Origin of the sequence: Psychrobacter sp. ANT_WB68, assembly GCF_008369115.1 — a bacterium.
Lineage (GTDB): Bacteria > Pseudomonadota > Gammaproteobacteria > Pseudomonadales > Moraxellaceae > Psychrobacter.
This window is the reverse complement of sequence record NZ_VOAZ01000005.1, coordinates 94,949-116,727: the sequence shown is the minus strand read 5'-3', so window position 1 is coordinate 116,727 and position 21,779 is coordinate 94,949. Positions and strand designations below refer to the sequence as shown.

Sequence of the window (21,779 nt, the reverse complement as noted above, 5' to 3'; positions counted from 1 at the left end):
GCAATAGTAGCTAATTGATTCTAATGGGAACGTAACCTAATTGTTAACCTACAAATTCGGATTCAACCACTTTTCAGCGGTTTTCATATCCCAACCTTTACGCTCCGCATAGCTCTCTAACTGATCGGTGCTGATTTTACCAACGTTAAAGTATTCACTCTCAGGATGAGAGTAATAGAAGCCGCTGACCGAAGATGCAGGCCACATCGCATAGCTTTCAGTCAGCCTCGTGCCGATAGCGTCAACGGTGCCCAGCCATTCAAACAATTTACCTTTTTCGGTATGCTCAGGGCAGGCAGGGTAACCAGGCGCAGGGCGGATACCGACGTATTTTTCTTTAATCATCTCATCATTAGTAAGTGACTCAGTCGGTTGGTAACCCCAATATTCTTTACGAATCAGCTCATGCAGATGCTCGGCAAAGGCTTCGGCTAAACGGTCAGATAAGGCTTGTACCATAATGGCATTATAGTCATCTCCAGCGGCTTTATACTTCTCAGCCAGCGCTTCTGTGCCAACTATCGAGACGGTAAAGCCACCAAGATAATCAGTATGAGTTTCTGATGGTGAGATAAAGTCCGCCAAGCTAAAGTTAGGTTTGCCGCTGGCTTTATCGCTTTGTTGGCGCAGATGCTCAAATTGATATTCTGCTGTGCCGCCCTCAGTCGGAGCTTTGTTATAGACAGTTACCGTATCCGCGGCAGTGCGACGGGCTGGCATGAGTTTAAATACCCCTTTTGCGACGATTAATTTTTCATCAATCATCTTTTGCATCAAGTCATTGGCATTATCAAACAAATCACGTGCCGCTTCGCCGACCACATCATCTTGCAAGATTTTTGGATATTTACCCGCCAGACCCCAAGAAATAAAGAACGGCGTCCAGTCGATATAAGGCAACAGGTTGGTGATGGGATAATCGTCAAATATCACTTGTCCGAGCTTATTAGGTACTGGCGGTACATAGTTTTCCCAATCATCCTTAAAACCAAGCTCTATTGATTCAGCATAAGATATTTTTGCTGCTTTCGGTTGACGCTTAGCAAGGCGCTCACGTACCTTTATGTATTCTTCGCGCGTCTCATCGATAAGACCTTGACGGTGCTCTTTGGACAGCAGCTTAGTGACTACGCCGACTGAGCGTGAAGCATCCGCTACATAGATGACAGCATTGTTTTGGTATTGTGGTTCGACTTTGACCGCGGTATGGGCCTTAGAAGTCGTTGCCCCGCCAATCATCAAAGGTAGGGTCATGCCACGCTCTTGCATTTGCTTGGCAACATAGACCATCTCATCGAGGCTCGGTGTAATCAGACCTGATAGCCCGATGATATCGACTTCCTCTGCGATAGCGGTATCAAGGATTTTCTCACACGGTACCATGACACCCAGATCGACGATATCGTAGCCGTTACAGCCAAGTACTACGCCGACGATGTTTTTGCCGATATCATGGACATCACCTTTGACTGTCGCCATGAGGATTTTACCTTTCTTTTCGCCCTCGACTTTTTCCGCTTCGATATACGGGTTTAACCAAGCAACCGATTGCTTCATGACGCGCGCAGATTTCACCACTTGCGGTAAGAACATTTTACCGGCACCAAATAAGTCGCCGACAATATTCATACCATCCATCAGTGGACCTTCGATCACTTCTAGTGGCTTGGGATATTTCTCCCACGCTTCTTTGGTATCAGCATCGATAAAGGTAGTGATACCTTTTACTAAAGCATGGGCAATCCGTTCTTCTACCGTGCCTTCACGCCATGACATATCGACGGTACTGTCTTTTTTCTTACCGCCGTCTTGATAGCTTTCAGCAATGGTCATCAACCGTTCGGTGGCATCTTGACCGCTCTCGCCTTGGTTGCGATTGAGCATCACATCTTCGATTGCATCACGTGCTTCCTTTGGAATATCGTCATAAAGCTCAAGCATGGCTGGATTGACGATACCCATGGTTAAGCCATTTTGAATCGCATGATAGAGGAATACAGAGTTAATGGCTTCACGAATTGGATTACCACGGAAACTGAACGAAACGTTAGAGACGCCGCCCGATACCATGGCATTGGGCAAGTTTTCTGTAATCCATTTGGTGGCGTTGATAAAGTCGGCGCCGTAGTTATTATGTTCGGTAATACCGGTGGCGACGGCAAAAATATTGGGGTCAAAGATAATATCTTCAGACGGGAAGCCAACTTCATTAACCAAGACATCATAGCTACGTTGACAAATCTGAATCTTACGTTCATAAGTGTCGGCTTGTCCGTCTTCATCAAATGCCATGACAATAACAGCGGCACCGTAGCGCATGCAGAGCTTGGCACGCTCAACGAACTCGGCATGACCTTCTTTTAATGAGATTGAGTTAACGACACATTTACCTTGGGTACGTTTAAGCCCTTCTTCGATAATGTCCCATTTTGACGAGTCGAGCATCAATGGCACACGGCTGATATCTGGCTCGCCCGAGACCAGATTAACGAAGTGAATCATCGCTTGCTTGGAGTCAAGCATGCCTTCATCCATATTGATATCGACGATTTGCGCGCCCCCTTCGACTTGGTCACGGGCGACATCGAGTGCTTCGGTATAGGCTTCTGTTTTGATTAAACGTAAGAATTTCTTTGAACCCGTCACGTTGGTACGTTCACCGACGTTGACGAATAGACTGTCTTTATTGATGGTAAAAGGTTCAAGTCCTGATAAGCGGCAGGCAGGTGGGATCTCAGGAATCACGCGTGGTGGATAATTGGCCACCATATTAGCGATTTGGCGAATGTGCTCAGGCGTCGTACCACAGCAGCCGCCGACGATGTTTAAGATACCGGCTTTGGCAAAGCCTTCAAGCAATGCTGTGGTTTCTCTAGCACCTTCATCGTACTCACCAAACTCATTGGGCAGACCAGCATTTGGATGCGCTGACACATAAGTATTGGCAATATTAGATAATGTTTGGATATGCGGACGTAGCGCATCAGCACCTAATGCACAGTTAAAGCCAACCGATAGCGGTTTGGCATGGCGAATCGAGTTATAAAAGGCTTCAGCCGTTTGACCTGATAAAGTTCGACCTGACGCATCGGTAATCGTACCCGAAATCATAATCGGTAATTCAAAACCAATATCCTCAAAAACGCCCGTTACCGCAAAGATTGCTGCCTTGGCATTTAGCGTATCAAAGATGGTCTCGATTAACAGAATATCAACGCCGCCTTCTATTAATGCCAGCGTCGCTTCACGATAATTAAGCACCAATTCATCAAAGGTAATATTACGAAAGGCCGGATCATTGACATCAGGTGACAGCGAACAAGTACGCGATGTCGGTCCTATGACCCCAGCCACGAAGCGTGGCTTCTCTGGGGTCTTGGCGGTAAATTCATCAGCAGCTTCGCGAGCAATCTTGGCAGCCGTTTTATTCAGCTCTGGCACCAGATGTTGCATATTATAATCGGCCATCGATAGGCGCGTACCATTGAAGCTGTTGGTCTCAATAATATCCGCACCTGCCTCAAGATGGGCGATATGAATCTCTTTGATCATATGCGGCTGCGTGAGTACCAGCAAATCATTATTACCGCGTACATCTTGTTCAATGTCAGCAAAACGCTCGCCGCGATAATCCGCCTCTTCCAACTTATAATTCTGAATGTGCGTGCCCATCGCGCCATCTAACATCATAATCCGTGACGCTATTTGCTCGGTAATACGAGCGCGTGCGTTTTGCTGCTGCGCCTTATAAGGAAACATAGCAGGTGGCGTGAGGATAAAGTCATCAGCCATATTCGATAAATCGGCATTGCTATCAGCGGAAGAGGAAGAGGAAGTCGATGATGTTGTGGTCTGTTGAGTCATAGGAGCGCTGCTTATAGAGTCAATATAATAAAAGGAAGAAAGAGAAGTCGTTCAGAGTTTTTCAATTTTGGCTTTGTAATAGGGTAGAGCGTCTAAAATACTACGTTTAATAAAATAATGGCTTAAAAACCAATAAGCAAATCTGGATTATTCTAGCATGAAATACCTATGGCTCGCGGAATTGTCTTTATTCCACTTTGGCAAAACCATTGCAGTTATAGTATTTGAAAATATGAGGAGTTTGGCATTTCATTGCTGGTTTTGTCGTTGCTGATTTTATCATTACTGGCTTTATTATTTAATGTATCGTGATAGTTTTAAATTCTATTGCACAACGTTACTTGGCACAAATGAATATCCTTTTACTCGATGATTACATAAAGCTTTGCTTTCTATCGTAAAGCTCTAATTGTTCACCTAAAACACTGACAAAACTTACATTCATAGCACAAAAAATAGACTAAACATAAATTCATAACGCTTGGCTATATGTTAATTTAATTTCAGAAGGATTGATGTTTCGTAAGCAATACTTATTAGTTAATGCTAATGGTTTTTATACGCGCGTGATTGACAACTTGAGCGTTATTGAGAATAGTTAATGACAACAGATTGTAAGGAGTCGTCATTAACAACAGGTTATTAAATACGAGTGTCTAAAGGCTAAAAGTTAGCGAGAGCTATACACAGTGGTTCTAAGGAAAGACAATCTAACCCGTAAGACCGTCGTAAAATTCAATAAGTTATAGATATTCAATCATTAAGGATAATATTATGAAAATTCTCAAAATCGCTACCCTTGGCACACTGGCACTCTCTATCGCGGGTCTTAGCGCCTGTAATAATATGATGCCCACTAAAACCTCTGCCATGAAAGCGCCAATGCACAGTCAGCCAATGGCAAAAGTGAATGTGGTACAAATCGCTCAAAGTAATCCTGATTTTTCTCTACTGGTAGAAGCCGTTGTCGCCGCTGATTTAGCGGGCGCGCTGTCTAACCCTAATGCTCACTATACAATTTTTGCTCCAACTAATGCTGCATTCTTGCAAGTGCTACAAGAAACTGGCATGACCAAAGCACAACTTTTTGCCAATAAGCCCTTATTGACCAAAATTTTAGGCTATCACGTGATTAACGGTGCTGCTCCAGTGTACGCAAAAGATGTTAAGCCAGGCAATGTGATGATGCTAAGCAAAGATACGCTGATGGTGACTGCGCAAGGTAAATTGATGGATGAGAATGGGCGCACAACCAATATCCTAAAAACAGACATCGCTGCTAGTAATGGCGTCGTACATGTAATTGATAGAGTATTGTTGCCTAAATAATATAGTAGAAGAAAATTTTAAAGCTATGTTATTACCGTTTTGAATAAAGCATGGTTTGATTGTCGAACAACTAGATATGAAGCTGTCGTAAGCAGCTTTATATTTAGTTATAAAACAAAATACGAAATACGCGTGTTATATACGTTATTGCCACAGTGTTACTACCTAAGAATATATGAATTAAAAATAAATCAGTTAAGATGTTAGCTAACTATAAGCGTAGCTGAGTTAGAAGAGCCTTAAATTATCTTGAGAATATCGTTTATAAGCCATCTTTTCATCGTTTATATTTTAAGTTATCCCGTATTTAATAGTTATCTACCTCAAAGGAATGTACTATGTTAAAGAAAAGCCTACTATCTATTGCCGTTGTTACTGCTGCACTGTCACTAGCAGCCTGTGATGATAAAAAAGCAGTAACGGAGCCGGTTGAGCCAGAAGCAACCACTGATGTGGCCGTAGAACCAGAAGTCGCTCCTGAAGCAGTCGCAGAAGCTGATGCAGCGTCTATGCCTGAAGCAGCAGCGACACAAAGTATTGCTGAAATTGCTGCCGCCAACCCAGATTTATCAATACTAACTGCTGCATTGAAAGCTGCTGGTCTTGATACGATGATGATGGACGCAGGCACATATACTGTCTTTGCACCTACTGACGAAGCATTTGCTGCGGTATTGACCAAGTTGAATGTGACTAAAGAAGAGTTATTGGCTAATACTGATTTGCTAAAAAGTGTACTACCGTACCATGTTGTTCCTATGGTCGTAAAAGCCGCTGACATTCCTTATAACACCGCTATTGAAACGGTCAATGGTCAAACCATCATGATTAGCGATGCCAATGTTATTACTGATGCAAGCGGTAATACAGCAAACATCACTGGAACTGACATGATGGCAACCAACGGTGTAGTACATGTAATCGATACTGTATTATTGCCTAAATAAGCTTATTTTATCCATGTAACTAATATTAGATAGTCTCTAAGAAGCCTAGCCGCAGAGCTAGGCTTCTTTGTATCTACTGACTTATCGCAAAATACTTCAATACTTTATATTTAAATATCTTCATGTCAAAATCATGCGAACAAAGAAGCCCGAGACGATGGTCTCGGGCTTTTTCATACATTGGCGAGTAAGCACACACTTTAAAGAGGATTAACGATGCTCTTTATGTAGTGGGTCTTGTGCTGCCATTTTTTGTTGCTGTTTCAAATGACGCTCTTCCCAATAAGGGGCGTTTTTGATACCAAATTTTGCTGGATCAAAAGTATATTCTGTCACGCCAGCTTTAAGTTGCGACTCATAGTCTCTAAGCATAGTAAGCGTTGGGCGAGCCACAAAGAAGATAATCAAGATACCAACGATATTCAGCCAAGCCATAAGACCAACACCGATATCACCAATAGCCCAAACATAGCCTGCTGAGTTAAGACCACCGTAGGCAACCATCACCATGATTAAGACTTTAGCTAAGAAAAGACCTGTTTTATGAGCACCGCGACCGATAAAGCGTGTTAAATAAGTAACGTTAACTTCCGCAATATAGTAGTAAGCCAAGATGGTTGTAAAGGCAAAGAAAAATACAGCGATTGCGATAAACACATTACCAAAAGTACCGTATACTGATTGCATTGCCATTTGTGTGAAGGCTGGTGAATTAATTTCAGTAGCAGCAGCTACATTTTGTAGAATGAACTGACCATCTGGTAACGTACCTTGAATGTTATACATGCCAGTAGACAGAATCATAAATGCGGTAGCAGAACAAACCAGTAACGTATCAACGTAAACTGAGAATGCTTGTACTAAACCTTGCTGTGATGGATGCTGGACTTCAGCAGCAGCAGCAGCGTGAGGACCTGTACCTTGACCGGCTTCATTAGAGTAAATACCACGTTTTACACCCCAACCAATTGCCGCACCAAAACCCGCTTGTGCAGTAAATGCATCACCGATAATCAAACCAAATACATCTGGTATCAAACTGAAATTACTGAACATGATAATTAAGGCTAACAAAATATAACCGATTGCCATAAACGGAACGGCGTACTCAGTAAAGGTTGCAATGCGTTTAATACCACCGAAGATGATGATACCTAGGATTACCAAAATGATAGCGAGACCGACCAGACGCATAGAGCCGACTTCTAATCCTGCCACATTCATGATAGTTCCTTCACCCATGACTTGGGCAAAAGCACTAATAACGCCATTCGCCTGTACACCAGGTAAGAACATACCACATGATAAAATAGAAGCGATTGCGAAAAGGATACCGTACCATTTTTGGCCAAGCGCACGTTCAAAGTAATAGGCAGGGCCACCACGATATTCGCCAGTAATCACATCTTTTTCTTTATAAATCTGTGCCAGTGTAGATTCAACATAGGCAGTAGAAGCGCCTAAGAAGGCTACAACCCACATCCAAAATACAGCACCAGGACCACCGAAGCCGATAGCAGCTGCTACCCCTGCGATGTTACCCATACCCACACGACCAGCAAGCGAGACGGCAAGTGCCTGAAACGATGAAATGCCTTGTTCACTAGATTTACCAGTAAATAGCAATTTGATCATTTCACCGAATAAACGTACTTGTACAAAGCGCGTCATGATGGAATAAAATAGACCGGCGCCCAAGCATAAGTAAATTAATGCGGGGCTCCAGATAATTCCGTTTACTAAATTGACTAAACCTTCCATATATCTATTCCTTCAACTGTCTCAAAATGACTAGATATGAAGATACAAAGAGTGAGCTAGCGATTTAATATCCTTATTAATGCTAACCACTTAAATTGTTTGCATAGACTTAAAATTATCTTTTAAGCTTCATATGTGCATAGCCACCAAGAATGGACTGTAGTTGTCTGTCTTTATCCGCTTGGATTATTATTACTATTAACCATAGGCAAACGTTTATCAGTGTTAACTATTCACCAAAGCGATTTGCTTATATATGGTAATAAATGATTAACGGTTGCTATTTTTTCTCTATCTTGTTGCTGACTGATGACGATAGTCTGTCATCACATCATAGATATTGGAGCCGTTATAAGTAGAGCAGCGGATAAGACAGGCGGTTATAATATTAAATATCCATCATCGAGGTGATGGCAATCAACTTGCTATGAGCCATATTGGTAGGCCACATCTGTATAGTAGTATGAAATAGCAGGCTTCTGTCTACCTACTAATCCTTTTTAAGAAGGTATTAGCAACTTGCTAGTATCAAAAAGATAATAAGTCCACTACCAAATGTATTCAAACCGTACGGCTACGTAACTGCAATTTGCCATATTTTTCAGTTAATTACTAGAATTTTCTTTATAAGAACGTTCATATATAGCGTTTATTCATCCTTAGTTCATGATAGAGCTTGATAGAATCCTTTGTTTGTCATGGTTTTTTAACCATTTTTTGAATATTGCTAAAAATATAGTAAGGATTAATGGAACAAGAAATCCTTGAAAATGCGCAAAGGCTCTTGCTAGGCGCTGTGCTTTTGCGGTTGTGTTTTGGTAACGATGAATTGTAAAAGTAACATGATAGCGCCATTATTAGCACAATATATTATAGGCGACACATTTGTAGAGGACGACATATAAGTCTATAGAAATGTGTATGATTAAAAAAGCGCTTAAAAAACGTCTTGTTTGTTATTTATCATTCTTAGGAGAGTCAACGATGACACGTAAATCTATTGTAAAACCTATGTTGCTATCAGCTGTATTAGCCACCTCTACCATTGGTTTGACAGGTTGTGGTTATAACAATCTGCAAGCGCAAGACGAGCAAGTCACCGCTTCATGGTCGGAAGTCGTCAACCAATATCAGCGCCGTTCGGACTTGGTGCCAAACTTAGTCAAAGTTGTGCAGCAATATGCTAAGCAAGAACAAGAAGTATTTACTCAGGTTGCTGCTGCGCGCTCACAAGCTGGTGGTATTACTATTACGCCAGAGCTGCTCAATGACCCTGCAGCGATGGAACGTTATGCCGCCGCCCAAGACCAGATGACTGGGGCGCTATCACGCCTAATGGCAGTTTCTGAGCGTTATCCTGAGCTAAAGTCAGATGCCTTGTTCCAAGATTTACAGGCTCAGCTTGAAGGTACGGAAAATCGTATTGCCGTTGCTCGCAACCGTTATATCCAAGAAGTTCAGGGCTATAACACCACTGTGCGCCAGTTCCCAACCAACATTACCGCCAAAGTATTCGGTATGGGTCCAAAGCCAAACTTTAGCGTGGCTAATGAGACAGAAATATCGACTGCGCCAAGTGTTAACTTCGGTAATGACAATGCGAAGACGGCTCAGTAAGGTAAAGTTAGGGTGGATAAAGAGGAGTTTTCTTTGATTTTATCTATCAAACGAATCTTTATCCGCTGCTTTGCAGTAGTTAGTTTGGTTTCGCAGCCATTGATTTAGTACAGATGTTATTTGAGGTGGTATAGATTAGATGAATAATTCAAAAGCACTCTTATCCGCATTATTATTCACATTAGGCATTGCTAGTGGCTCTGTGTTGCATGCTGCTTCCAATGCCGATGTTAATAATAATATTGCTGTCGCTACCGATAGTGCCTCGGATATGCAAAATCGTAGTGTCGAGGAATTGGTGGCTATTGCAAAAGCTGCAGAGTCTAATGAAGCCATCAATGATGCGGTCTTAGGTAACGAAGCGATTAATGAGGCCATTCTTGGTAATGATGCTATTAACCCCAATGCGGCAAACGCTACTAAGGGCAGTAGCGAAAATGCAGCAGGGACACGAGCGGGAACATCCGCTAAGCCGCCTGTACAGTCAAGCGCTAAAGGTGTCGATGCCAATAAGCTGATACTGAATTCACCCGTTGTTGATCAAGCCAATATCTTAAACCCGCAAGAAAAACAACGCTTAGAGGCGCAGCTTAGAAGCATTTATCAGCAAGGTTTGGCGCAAGCAGCGGTTGTCATCGTCCCGACGACCAATGGCATACCAATATTTGATTATGCGTTACAGGTTGCAGAAAAATGGCAGCTTGGTAATAAAGACATTGATGATGGTTTGCTGATGGTCGTTGCCGTCAATGACCGCGATATGTATATTTTAACTGGTTATGGATTAGAGGGGGTGTTGCCCGATTCTGCGGTCAACCGTATTATCCGTGAAGATATCACACCGCTATTTAAGCAAAATGACTATGGCGCTGGGATATTGGCCGGCGTTGGTGCTCTGCAAACGCGTCTGACTGCTGACCCTGAAGTGTTAGCGCGCGCTGATGCGCAAGCGGCTGAACGCAGCCAAAGCCAAAGTGATATTGGTGAAAACCCATCGCCAGTATTTTTATTCGTGATGGCAATGATATTTGGAAGCTTTATTACCAGTATCTTTGGGCGCATATTTGGCTCTATTCTGACCGCGGGCGGTTTCTTTGCAGGCTCACTGGCATTGGGCGGCGGTTTCTTTATGACATTAATTATGGCGATATTTCTATGGCTGTTTTTAATTTCTCGCGGTTCAGGTGGCGGGCGCGGCGGTCGTGGAGGACGCGGTGGCGGTGGCATGGTGTTCTTACCGGGTATGGGTGGCGGTAGTGGCGGCTTCGGCGGCGGTGGTTTTGGCGGTGGCGGCTTCGGCGGCGGTGGTGGTGGCTTTGGCGGCGGTGGTGCAGGCGGCTCTTGGTAACAGCTTGTTGGGTTCAGACATTAGATGACTGCCAGTAATGGCGTACTTGAGGAAATAATATAATGGTAAAAAGCAATTCGTCGCAGGCAAGTTTTGCTCGTTGGTGGCGTCAAGTACTGTTTGTCCCTATGCTGCATAGCAAATGGCTGACCCCAGCCGCTAAAGCTCGGCTAACAGAGCAGGTGCGGCTGGCTGAGCGTGGCCATCGCGGGGAGGTGTTTTTAATTATTGAAAATCACTTACCTATCCAAGATGCTTATCATATGGATTGTCGTGACCGTGCGATTGATTTGTTTAGCGAATATCGCGTTTGGGATACGGAAGAAAATACCGGCGTTTTAATCTACGTCAATATCTGCGAGCATAAGCTAGAAATCGTCGCTGATCGCGGTATCAGCACGCACGTGAGTCCGACCGTGTGGAGTGCTATGTGCGAAAAAGCGGTCTCAAGTATTGCCAATCAAAAAACCGAAGAAAGCTTAGCACAGCTGTTAGATGAGGTAGGTCAGTTATTGCGTCAGTATTATCATCTTGGGAATGATCCCGCTGGTAATGAGCTGTCTGATACCGTGGTATTTTTAAAGTAACGTTTTTGGAATAGTGTTTTTAACACAGTGTTTTTGAATTGGCTTTTATCAAGTAACCTTTATAAAGTGGTATTCACAGCTGAATGCAATGGTTCGGTGTTTGTCTATAGGGTTTTATGGCTAATTGAAATATAATACAGCTTCTAAAGATAAACAACGCTGACAAAAGCAGCGCTTGTAAAAGCCATTACTGGAACACTATGATTGAATTAATAAAGAAATTACCAAAAGCAGAACTGCATTTGCATATTGAAGGCTCATTAGAACCGGAGCTCATGTTCAGATTGGCGAAAAAGAATAATATAGACATCCCTTATAATGACATCGAAGATGTACGCCGCGCCTATAACTTTACCAATCTACAAACCTTTTTAGACATTTATTATGCGGGCGCCAATGTCCTGATGACCAAAGACGATTTTTATGATTTGACGTGGGAATATATCCTTAAGTGTGTAGAAGACAATGTCATTCATACTGAGATATTTTTTGACCCGCAAACGCACACCACAAGAGGCGTACCTTTTGAAGCCGTTATTACGGGTATCAAAGAGGCACTCGCTGATGCTAAAGCACAATATGGCATTACCTCTTGCATTATCATGTGTTTTTTAAGGCATTTATCGCAAGAAGACGCGTTTGAAACATTAGAAGAAGCGCTGGCGTTTAAGGATGATATTATCGGTGTCGGTCTTGATTCTTCGGAATTGGGTAATCCACCTGCTAAGTTTAAAGAGGTCTTTAAAAAAGCCAAAGAAGCGGGCTTTAAGTTGGTTGCTCATGCTGGCGAAGAAGCGGACTTTTCGTATATTTATGAGGCATTAGACTTATTAGATATCAACAGAATTGACCATGGGGTGCAATCGATAAAAAGTGCAGCGTTGATGCAACGCCTAAAAGAAGAGCAAATGCCGCTGACGGTTTGCCCAAACTCCAATATCGAACTCAAAGTTTTTGACAGCTATCAAGCGCATAATATCAAAGCGCTGTTAGATTATGGTCTCAATGTTAGTGTCAATTCCGATGATCCTGCCTATTTTAAGGGCTATATCAATCAAAACTTTATCAATCTATGTGAAAACCTGCCGCTAACGGAAAACGATATCATTACTTTGGTTAGGAACTCTTTTCACTCATCATTTATCAGCGATGCGTTAAAACAGGAATACTTAGCGAAAGTTGATCTCGCTCTGCGATAAGCACTGATGGCATAAAAACTTAATCGTAAAGGCTTAACGGTTGGTATAAATCGTCAAGCCTTTTCTTTTTTCAACTGCCATTCTTTTAGGGTCAATCGACTACAGCGCAGTGATTCTTTGGATTAATAACGGCATTACCATCCCCGCTTTTTCCGCTAAGGTGATATCCACGATAGTATTGGGTGTCGGATTTGTGTTTATCTCGATAATTTCGGCACCATTTTCTTTTGCTAGCTGTGCCAGTCCAGCAGCAGGGTAGACGAGACTGGATGTACCAATACTGATAAAGACTTCGCAGTTAGCAGCCGCTTCTTCTGCCGTCTCCCATGCCTCTACAGGCAACGCTTCGCCAAACCAAACAATATCTGGTCTGATATAGCCATCGCAATGCGGGCAACTAATCAGTGCCTCGCTATAATCCATGCTGTCTGCGCTGCTATATGATCCCTTAGACTTGTTCTGATAGGGTATCTCGCATTGGCTACAGCGATTGCGCCATAAGTGTCCATGTAGATGGGTAACGGTACTGCCAGCCTGCTCATGTAAATCATCGACATTTTGGGTAATAAGCGTTACTTTCTGACCAGATGATTGAGTATGGTACTGCCACTGTGCTAAGGCATCATGGGCAGGGTTCGGTTTTTTATCCGCAACCACTCGTCTGCGCCACTGATACCATGACCAAACCAGCTTTGGGTCGCGCGTAAAAGCCTCTGGTGTCGCCAAGTCTTCAGCACCATAGTTTTCCCATAGGCCTGTCTGCTTATCTCGAAAAGTGGGGATACCGCTTTCGGCGGAAATTCCTGCGCCTGTTAAAATACAAATATGCTGTTTTGCGCCCAGTAGTTTGGCAGCACGTTCGACTTCTGCTATTAACGCTGATGATAATTCTGCTAACATGACCTAACCCTTATGAAGAATGGATAGAGACTTCTATGATAGATGGAATGTGGTGGCTTGTCATATTACTAGCAGTCGTGGTTGGACTATGGTTACTAGCAAAATCGCGCACCCCTAAAGGCGCTGATAACGACAGTGTAAAGTCACAAGGCGAAAAAACATCGATGAATGATGCGCTGCACAAAACCTCAGAGCTGGTACAGCAGTATTTTCCTGACTATCGTGTAAGCCGTAAGAGCAATCATTTGCTAATCAGCAAGCACCATAAAAAACTTGCCATGATTACGATAGATAAAAAAGTTGCTGTCGGTCAGCGCCGTTTGGGCGACGTACCCGTGATTAATTATCACCGTGTACCCAGCCGTGCTCAGCTTACCGCTAATTTACAAGATGCAGAGTAGGATAGGTTAAGCGAGGCTTTATAACATTGATTTGATTGCTTATCGTTTTAATAAAAGCCAGAAGATCACTGCTACCCAAAACACAGATGCAAAAAATAATGCAACTATGTACAAAATATTCAAGACTATCTCCTAATGTAGGGTATTTATTTATATAGGTATATAGTGAATAATATGAAAATTTAAGTTATAGAATGAACACTAGGCAAAGGTAAAATATCATTCATGATGATTGGTGCGCTCGGCGGGAATCGAACCCACGACCCTCGGCTTCGGAGACCGATACTCTATCCAACTGAGCTACGAGCGCATAATTTACTGACTAAAACTGTACTAACTAACACCGTGTATGAACAAGGGTAATTAGCCACAGTTAGAACTACGTGGCGTCTAAAAATTAAGACCGCTTAGTCTAACAAATAAAAGCCATAAAGCCAACGAATGAAGGTGGCTATCGAGGTTTTTTAAGAAAAAACACCATAGTCAGCAAACAGGCATGGCAATCTACCTGTCTTTTCCCTTATAATGTCAGGGAGAATTCATATTTATAATCACCGATTACAAGCGCGCCTGCATGCGGGATGGCTGTTTGCTATTGATAGCTGTTTGGTTGTCAAAGGAGGACAGACAGAATGTCTAAGCCATGTCGGCCCTTGTATACGCAATAAGAGAACGTGACGAATGAGAAAAGTAGTTATGTTATCGGCAGCTGCCATTCTAGGAATCGCTAGTATCGCTGTGAGCCAAGCTGAAAGTGTTGTAGACACTCCCGTAACCGTATCTGATGTCGCAGAAGGGCAAGCCGTTGTCGAAAACGCGCCTCAAAAGTTGGGTGACGATACCCAAGCCGCTGCAGATACTACCGATGCGGCAGCTACTGATGCCACTGCAGACGCAGCCAACGCCGATGCGCCTGCTGAAGCAACGGCAGCAGCACCTGCCGCAGTTGAAGAGCCCATTCCACAAGATACGCCGCAAGTACAAAAGCTGATTGCTTTGTATCCTAACTTGATTGCTCGTATTCAGCCTGTTGCCAAAGTATGCTTTGAAGATGACGAAGTGTGTGACGTGACGGCGCGTTCTGCTGGTCCAGCAGCGGGCGATGGCCCTCGTGATGGTAAAGCAGTTTATAGTGCTGTATGTCAAACTTGTCATGCTTCAGGCTTACTTGGCTCGCCTATGTTAGGTGATGCTGGTGCTTGGGGACCACGTATCTCAAAAGGCAAAGATACCTTATATACGCATGCCATCAATGGCTTCAACGCCATGCCTGCTAAAGGTGGTGCAGATATTCCTGATGAAGAAGTGCAAAACGCGGTTGACTATATGGTTGAGCAAGCGAGCTAGCTTTTATTGGTCGTTAGATAATCGTCTGTTTTTGGATTCATTGGCATTGCTGCTGGTTTAGGTTAGGTAAATGGTTTGATAGCCGCCCAGTTTAAATGTTCCCGCATGATTTTTGATAAAGATTTTATCTAGCACTTTACCGCACGCATGGATAAAGCGCCTATTTCATTTAATGAGGTAGGCGCTTTTTTAATGATGAGTATTATCAATATGATGCTTCTAGTGTGGTGCAGTTGAAATTTATCATTAGCAGCCTCATTTGATGACATTACATTGTCTCTTCTAGATACTAGTATTCTAAAAAACATACTTTAAAAATCGCTGTTCATATAAATTTATAACCAATAAAGAGGTATTCATGTCTGAGGTACCAGCACTTGCTATCCAGAATTTATCCAAAACCTACGCTAATGGGTTTTCGGCACTTAAAGATGTCAGTTTAACCGTCCCACAGGGTGGTTTTTTTGCGCTACTTGGGCCAAATGGTGCTGGTAAATCAACGATGATTGGCATTATTAGCTCGTTATTTAAGCCTACGACCGGTAGCGTCAAGATTTTTGGCACAGATTTGTTAGAAAATCCTTCGATTGCCAAGCAATACCTTGGGGTAGTGCCGCAAGAATTTAATTTTAATCAGTTTGAAAAAGTTGAAGATATCTTGATTACCCAAGCGGGTTACTTTGGTATTCCTGCCAAAGAAGCACGCCCAAGGGCAAAAAGGCTGCTGATGGCACTTGGTTTATGGGATAAACGCGACAGTAAATCACGCGAGCTATCAGGCGGTATGAAACGTCGTCTGATGATTGCCCGCGCCTTGATTCATAAACCAAAATTGCTAATCCTTGATGAGCCAACGGCTGGGGTCGATATCGAGCTGCGCCGCTCTATGTGGGAATTTATGCAGCAGATTAATATCGAAGAAAATACCACGATTATTTTGACCACTCACTATTTAGAGGAAGCGGAGCAGCTGTGTAAGCGCATTGCAATTTTGGATCATGGTGAGATTCGTATTAATACTGAAATGAAAGACTTATTGGCGCAGCTATCGGTTGAGACCTTCGTCTTTGATTTAAATACGCCGCTTACGCGTCAACTGGATCTGACAGGAGTGACGGAACTGTCGCAACCAGATGACCAGACGCTTGAAGTGACATTGACAGAAGGCGAGTCGTTAAATGGTGTTTTTGACCAGTTATCAGAGCAAGGTATCACGGTGGCAAGTATGCGTAATAAGGCCAATCGATTAGAAGAGCTTTTTATGCGCTTGGTAGACAAAAATATTCAGAGTGCAGACAGTATGAAGGAGGCGGGATTATGAGTCAGGAAATGATTGATCATAATAAAACAATGTCATGGAATAAGAAGTGGATCTCTTTTCGTACTATCTTGCTAAAAGAGGTTCGCCGGATTCTACGTATTTGGCCACAGACCTTATTGCCGCCAGTCATTACCATGAGCTTATATTTTGTCATCTTCGGGAAGATGATTGGCTCACGTGTCGGTGAGATGGGTGGCGTGCCATACATGCAGTTTATCGTGCCCGGTTTGATTATGATGGCGATTATTACCAACAGCTACTCTAACGTCGTCTCAAGCTTCTTTAGTGCCAAATTTACCGCCAGTATCGAGGAGCTGTTGGTTTCGCCAGTCTCCAAGCATGCTATTTTGATGGGTTATATTAGTGGTGGTATCTTTCGTGGACTGGCGATTGGTATTATTGTCTCGATAGTGGCGCTATTCTTTACCGAGCTTGGTATTGAGCATTTATTTGTGACGATATTTACGGTGCTGGGTACGTCTATCTTATTTTCACTCGGCGGTTTTATTAACGCTGTATTTGCCCGCTCATTTGATGATATCTCTATTATTCCAAGCTTTGTATTAACGCCACTTACTTATCTTGGTGGGGTGTTTTACTCGATGGAAAATCTATCACCATTTTGGCAAAACATCTCGTTGTTGAATCCTATTGTCTACATGGTAAACTCGTTCCGTTACGGTATCCTAGGGTATTCTGATGTGAATGTTTGGTATTCGATGGCTGCTATTTTTGTATTCTGTGCGATATTCTATACTATTGCCTATCGCCTACTGAGCAATGGCTCACGCGTGCGTTTGTAGTACTTGCTATTTAACAAGATAGTGCTTTTACGACCTGCTGTACCCGATTGGTAGTTTAATATTTTGGTAAAATTTTAATGGTTTAATATTAGGAAGACAAATGAGTATTCATGGTATCTTGGGTGAGCAAACCACTGACTATCCGACTGAATATAGTCCAGAGACGCTTTATCCTATTGCAAGAAGCATGGGGCGCGATGCGATCGGCTGGCATGATGACAAGTTGGCAGTGGGCGTGGACTGGTGGCAGGCTTTTGAGATGTCTTGGCTGAATCCGCAAGGACTCTCGCAAGTCGCCATTGCACGTTTCGGTGTGCCGGCCAGCTCGCCATTTATCGTTGAGTCAAAATCACTAAAGTTATATTTAAACAGTATTAATTTTACTGAATTTTCTAGCTGGGAAGATGTACAAGCACTGATTGCCACAGACTTATCAGCATGCGTACAGGCAGAGGTGCAGGTTGAGTTGTTTGGTTTAGAGAATGACACGTCAAGTCTGTTAATTGCAAAACCTGAAGGCATTTGTATTGATGCTGCACTGGCGAATAGCAGCGAGAAAGTCGCGTTAACGCTGCATCCTGATGCGTCGTTATTAGCAACTGATTCAGTAGGTTCTGAAAAAGAAGCTGGTAAAATTTTTAGCTTTTATTCTAACCTGCTGCGTAGTAATTGTCCGGTGACCAATCAGCCAGACTGGGGTACATTGGCGGTTTCTATTAGCAGTAATAAAACAGTCGATGAGGCTGGAATGCTACGTTATATTTTAAGTTTTCGTCAGCATAATGGCTTTCATGAGCAATGTGTTGAGCAAATATTTGCTGATTTGAGCCAATATTATGAGCCAAGTGCGCTCATGGTTCGTGCTTGGTATACAAGACGAGGTGGTATTGATATCAATCCATGCCGTGTGAGTGATATTGCATTATTGCCTGTGCCTAGTCGCTTGATTCGTCAGTAGATATAAGCGTGAATAATGATTAATCATATTTAGCGAATTATAGCCAAAAAAAAGCGCCTATCTTATTCACTAAGATAGGCGCTTTTTATGGCATAGTTTTTATTGAAAAACTATTTACCGCTTACTTTTGCTAGTACTTCATCACGGCTGAGTAATTGCTTTTCGCTATCACGGCGATTGACGTATTCGTACTTGTCTTCTGCCAAGTTGCGATCAGATACTACGATACGATGCGGAATACCAATCAGCTCAAGGTCAGCGAATTTAACGCCTGGACGCTCGTTACGATCATCAAGCAATACATTGACACCAAGGGCTTTTAGCTCTTCGTACAATGCCGTAGCGGTTTGCATGACCGTTTCTTCTTTCGACTTCATTGGCACGATAGCGACTTCAAACGGTGCTAAAGAATCACTAACATTTGGCGTTGATGGCCACATGATGCCATTTTCATCGTTGTTCTGCTCGATAGCAGCAGCGATGATACGGCTTACGCCAATACCGTAGCAACCCATCATAAGGGTGACAGGCTTGCCATCTTCACCAGATACGGTAGCATTCATCGCTTGTGAGTATTTATCACCCAGCTGGAAGATATGACCGACTTCGATACCACGTTTGATTTGTAGCGTGCCTTTACCATCAGGAGAAGGATCACCTTCATGAACATTGCGAATATCAACAATACGGGTGATATGAGCGTCGCGTTCCCAATTCATACCAATGGTATGCTTGTTAACTTCGTTAGCCCCAGAGACAAAGTCCGATAGCGCCGCTGCTGCACGATCAACAAAGACGGGAATATCAAGCTCAACGCCAATATAACCTTTATGTAGACCCGCTGCTTTTAGCTCTTCTTCCGTTGCCATGGTTAAAGGGACATTGGCTTCTTCGATTTTTTCAGCTTTGATGGTGTTTAGCGTATGGTCGCCGCGCAATACCACAGCGATAAGCTGCGGCTCGCCTTCTGCAGTATGACCTTGCACAATCAAAGTTTTTACCGTTGTGGCAAGCGGAACATTTAAATATTCAGCGACTGCCTCACAGGTTGGCATATCGATGGTATCGACATTCTCGCGAGGCATCGTCGCAGGCTGACGTTCTGCAGTGCTCACCGCTTCCGCCAGCTCAACGTTGGCGGCATACTCAGAAGAATCAGAGAAAGCAATATCATCTTCACCGCTGTCTGCCAATACATGGAACTCATGCGAAGCAAAACCGCCAATAGAACCGGTATCCGCTTGTACCGCACGGAAATCTAAACCCAAACGGGTGAAGATGCGCGTATAAGCGTCATACATATCATCGTAAGTCTTTGCCAATGACGCTTGATCAACGTGGAATGAGTAGGCGTCTTTCATGGTGAATTCACGCGCACGCATCACGCCAAAACGTGGACGAATCTCATCACGGAACTTACCTTGGATTTGGAAAAAGGTAATCGGCAATTGCTTATAACTGCGCAGCTCACCTTGGGCAAGATTGGTGATCACTTCTTCGTGCGTTGGACCAAGTACGAAATCACGATCATGACGGTCTTTAAAGCGTAATAGCTCAGGACCATAATCGTCAAAACGACCGGTCGTCTGCCACAGCTCAGCTGGCTGCGTCATTGGCATAAGCACTTCTTGAGCGCCGATATTTTGCATCTCTTCGCGAACGATGCGTTCGACTTTTTGCAACACGCGCAAACCCATCGGCAACCAGATATATAATCCAGAGGCGATTTTACGAATCAGACCTGCTCTTACCATTAATTGGCTTGAGGCGATATCAGCATCGCTGGGAGTTTCTTTTAGCGTGGCAAACAAAAATTGACTGGCTTTCATAAATAAAGCATAACCTTATCAACGATAAAATAAATAAGAAATAGTAGGATATTAAGCGTGTGCTTTGATGGCCGACGCCAGCTTACCTTTTATCACTTGGTAATAGTCTAGGACAGACCTAGCTAAAAAGTACTGCGACAAACAGTACGTTAGTAGAAAGTGCGTTCATAAAACGCCTTGTAAAAAGGTTGAAACTTTTCATTTTGTCGTAAACGTCCGTGTTGGCAACGTCATATTTTGGACATATAAGCCAGAAAAATAGGGGTGCGCCAACATTTTGCTTATACAATCTGGCTATGTTAGGTAAAGTTCGCCTAAGACGCAATGATTTTTTGTTTTTTCCTCTCAAACACTCTATAAACCCGTCAATATCATGAAAAATAGGCCGTCTATAAAGCTGCTAAATTAAGCTGCTCTTTACAATATTACCGCTAAAGTAATGCTTACTTCATACCACGACGTTATTTAATGCAATGGCGTTATTTGTAAATCTTTAGGTATCACTCAATATATAAATAGTCTTGTCATAAATAAAAGTCAGTTATGTAGAGGATTGGTAGTAACTTCTTGAAATCATTATAAAGAAATAGCATTAAGGGCGTAATATTTACCGATTATATACTTATCAAAATAAATAATAAAACCTTGAGGTAGTGTACATGACCAACTCTGATAACCGCTCACCCGTGGGCAATAACAATGGCAGTCATCCGCAAGCGAGAAAACCTATCGCGATGATGTCATGGATAGTTTTACTTATCGGTCTCGCCGCGCTTGTTTTTGCGATTTATAGTTTGCAAAACAGTACTAAGGAGAAACCGATAGAAACCATCACCCGTGAAGGCGTGGTGATGCAAATTCAGAAATTGAATCGTTTGGAGACGGTGGCATTTAGTGTCGATACGGTTATTACTAGCCAGCGCGCTGGTAGTTGGATGAAGCTATGGCAAGACGAGCAAAAAGGCTTGTTCATCGCCCGTGGGCGCGTAGAAGCGGGGATTGACTTGAGTGCATTGACGCCTGAGATGGTGCAAGTGATAGAGCCCATAGAGACTGCTATAAAAAATGCTGAAAGCGCGGATGCCAACAATCCCATTTCTATCATGCCTCAGATTCATATCACTTTGCCACCATCAGAGATATTTTCGGTTTATCTAGATGATATTGAAATCTATGATTGGCAAACGGGCGCTTTTGGTATGATGCAAGTCGATCCAAAGATTTTGCAACAAGCGCAAAGTATGGCGAAAAAAGAAGTCCTTGAGCGTGCTTGCCGCGGTGATGTGATGAATATGGCGCTCCAAAATGCACAAACACAATTGCAGCAGTTATTTGCTTTGACTGGCGCCGTGGTTACGGTGACTACGCAAGGCGCAGGGGCGTGTCAGATGCCAACGACTAATGGTTAAAGCTTAATATTAGGAGAGAAATTAAGAGCATTACTGAAAGCAGCCTAAAGCATAGCTGGTCAGTTAATAAATGTTGCTTGAAATGACGGGTATTAAGGTTATTATATTATATAGCAGGACTTATTTATGATTATCGACAGCCTTATGAATACTGTCGAT

At 43.1% G+C, this 21,779-nt stretch carries 16 protein-coding genes and 1 tRNA gene; 12 read left to right on the top strand and 5 right to left on the bottom strand.

Translation table 11 applies throughout. The features are described 5' to 3' along the window. Window positions 1–48 precede the first annotated feature (48 nt). Entirely contained in the window at window positions 49–3,864 is a 3,816-nt protein-coding gene (gene metH, locus FQ084_RS12630) for a methionine synthase (protein ID WP_149490973.1), read from the bottom strand. A 774-nt stretch (window positions 3,865–4,638) separates the two neighbouring features. On the opposite strand from metH, the gene FQ084_RS12625 reads away from it, so the two are divergent. Next, entirely contained in the window at window positions 4,639–5,193 is a 555-nt protein-coding gene (locus FQ084_RS12625; protein ID WP_149490972.1) for a fasciclin domain-containing protein, read from the top strand. A gap of 338 nt (window positions 5,194–5,531) precedes the next feature. Continuing rightward, a complete protein-coding gene (locus FQ084_RS12620) occupies window positions 5,532–6,140 on the top strand; it encodes a fasciclin domain-containing protein (protein WP_149490971.1) in 609 nt (202 codons plus the stop codon). Window positions 6,141–6,350: 210 nt separating this feature from the next. Here the strand turns inward: FQ084_RS12620 and FQ084_RS12615 are convergent, their stop codons facing one another. Then, window positions 6,351–7,901, bottom strand: coding sequence for an alanine/glycine:cation symporter family protein (locus FQ084_RS12615; protein WP_149490970.1), 1,551 nt, complete (start codon window positions 7,899–7,901; stop codon window positions 6,351–6,353). A gap of 984 nt (window positions 7,902–8,885) precedes the next feature. Between FQ084_RS12615 and FQ084_RS12610 the strand changes: the two genes are divergently transcribed. The 4 genes from FQ084_RS12610 (at window position 8,886) to FQ084_RS12595 (ending at window position 12,652) form a co-directional block, all read left to right on the top strand. After that, window positions 8,886–9,518: a LemA family protein gene (locus FQ084_RS12610; RefSeq protein ID WP_149490969.1), complete on the top strand. Its 633-nt coding sequence runs from the start codon at window positions 8,886–8,888 to the stop codon at window positions 9,516–9,518. A gap of 139 nt (window positions 9,519–9,657) precedes the next feature. Next, window positions 9,658–10,866: a TPM domain-containing protein gene (locus FQ084_RS12605; protein ID WP_149490968.1), complete on the top strand. Its 1,209-nt coding sequence runs from the start codon at window positions 9,658–9,660 to the stop codon at window positions 10,864–10,866. A 62-nt stretch (window positions 10,867–10,928) separates the two neighbouring features. Continuing rightward, window positions 10,929–11,453, top strand: a complete 525-nt coding sequence (locus tag FQ084_RS12600) for a TPM domain-containing protein (RefSeq protein ID WP_149490967.1) — start codon at window positions 10,929–10,931, stop codon at window positions 11,451–11,453. A gap of 200 nt (window positions 11,454–11,653) precedes the next feature. Next, window positions 11,654–12,652 (top strand): adenosine deaminase, encoded by a 999-nt coding sequence (locus FQ084_RS12595; protein ID WP_149490966.1) that lies wholly within the window; start codon window positions 11,654–11,656, stop codon window positions 12,650–12,652. Window positions 12,653–12,751: 99 nt separating this feature from the next. Here the strand turns inward: FQ084_RS12595 and FQ084_RS12590 are convergent, their stop codons facing one another. Then, window positions 12,752–13,552, bottom strand: coding sequence for an SIR2 family NAD-dependent protein deacylase (locus FQ084_RS12590; RefSeq protein WP_149490965.1), 801 nt, complete (start codon window positions 13,550–13,552; stop codon window positions 12,752–12,754). A 35-nt stretch (window positions 13,553–13,587) separates the two neighbouring features. On the opposite strand from FQ084_RS12590, the gene FQ084_RS12585 reads away from it, so the two are divergent. Next, entirely contained in the window at window positions 13,588–13,953 is a 366-nt protein-coding gene (locus FQ084_RS12585; protein ID WP_149490964.1) for a hypothetical protein, read from the top strand. 233 nt (window positions 13,954–14,186) lie between these two features. Here FQ084_RS12585 and FQ084_RS12580 read toward each other — a convergent pair. After that, a tRNA-Arg gene (locus FQ084_RS12580) sits at window positions 14,187–14,263 on the bottom strand. A gap of 371 nt (window positions 14,264–14,634) precedes the next feature. On the opposite strand from FQ084_RS12580, the gene FQ084_RS12575 reads away from it, so the two are divergent. The 4 genes from FQ084_RS12575 (at window position 14,635) to queF (ending at window position 18,382) form a co-directional block, all read left to right on the top strand. Continuing rightward, the gene (locus FQ084_RS12575) at window positions 14,635–15,300 is read left to right on the top strand and encodes a c-type cytochrome (RefSeq protein WP_149490963.1); all 666 of its coding nucleotides are present in this window, start codon (window positions 14,635–14,637) and stop codon (window positions 15,298–15,300) included. A 358-nt stretch (window positions 15,301–15,658) separates the two neighbouring features. Further along, window positions 15,659–16,621, top strand: a complete 963-nt coding sequence (locus FQ084_RS12570; RefSeq protein WP_149490962.1) for an ABC transporter ATP-binding protein — start codon at window positions 15,659–15,661, stop codon at window positions 16,619–16,621. Between the two features lie 29 nt (window positions 16,622–16,650). Continuing rightward, window positions 16,651–17,424 carry an ABC transporter permease gene (locus tag FQ084_RS12565; protein ID WP_149491005.1) on the top strand — a complete coding sequence of 258 codons (774 nt, stop codon included), beginning with the start codon at window positions 16,651–16,653 and terminating at the stop codon, window positions 17,422–17,424. A 100-nt stretch (window positions 17,425–17,524) separates the two neighbouring features. Next, a complete protein-coding gene (gene queF / locus FQ084_RS12560; RefSeq protein WP_149490961.1) occupies window positions 17,525–18,382 on the top strand; it encodes an NADPH-dependent 7-cyano-7-deazaguanine reductase QueF in 858 nt (285 codons plus the stop codon). A 110-nt stretch (window positions 18,383–18,492) separates the two neighbouring features. Here the strand turns inward: queF and FQ084_RS12555 are convergent, their stop codons facing one another. Then, window positions 18,493–20,211 carry a proline--tRNA ligase gene (locus FQ084_RS12555; RefSeq protein WP_149490960.1) on the bottom strand — a complete coding sequence of 573 codons (1,719 nt, stop codon included), beginning with the start codon at window positions 20,209–20,211 and terminating at the stop codon, window positions 18,493–18,495. 659 nt (window positions 20,212–20,870) lie between these two features. Here FQ084_RS12555 and FQ084_RS12550 point away from each other — a divergent pair. Beyond that, on the top strand, window positions 20,871–21,620 hold the full coding sequence (locus FQ084_RS12550; protein WP_149490959.1) for a DUF4230 domain-containing protein: 750 nt from the start codon (window positions 20,871–20,873) through the stop codon (window positions 21,618–21,620). The last annotated feature ends 159 nt before the right edge of the window (window positions 21,621–21,779 follow it).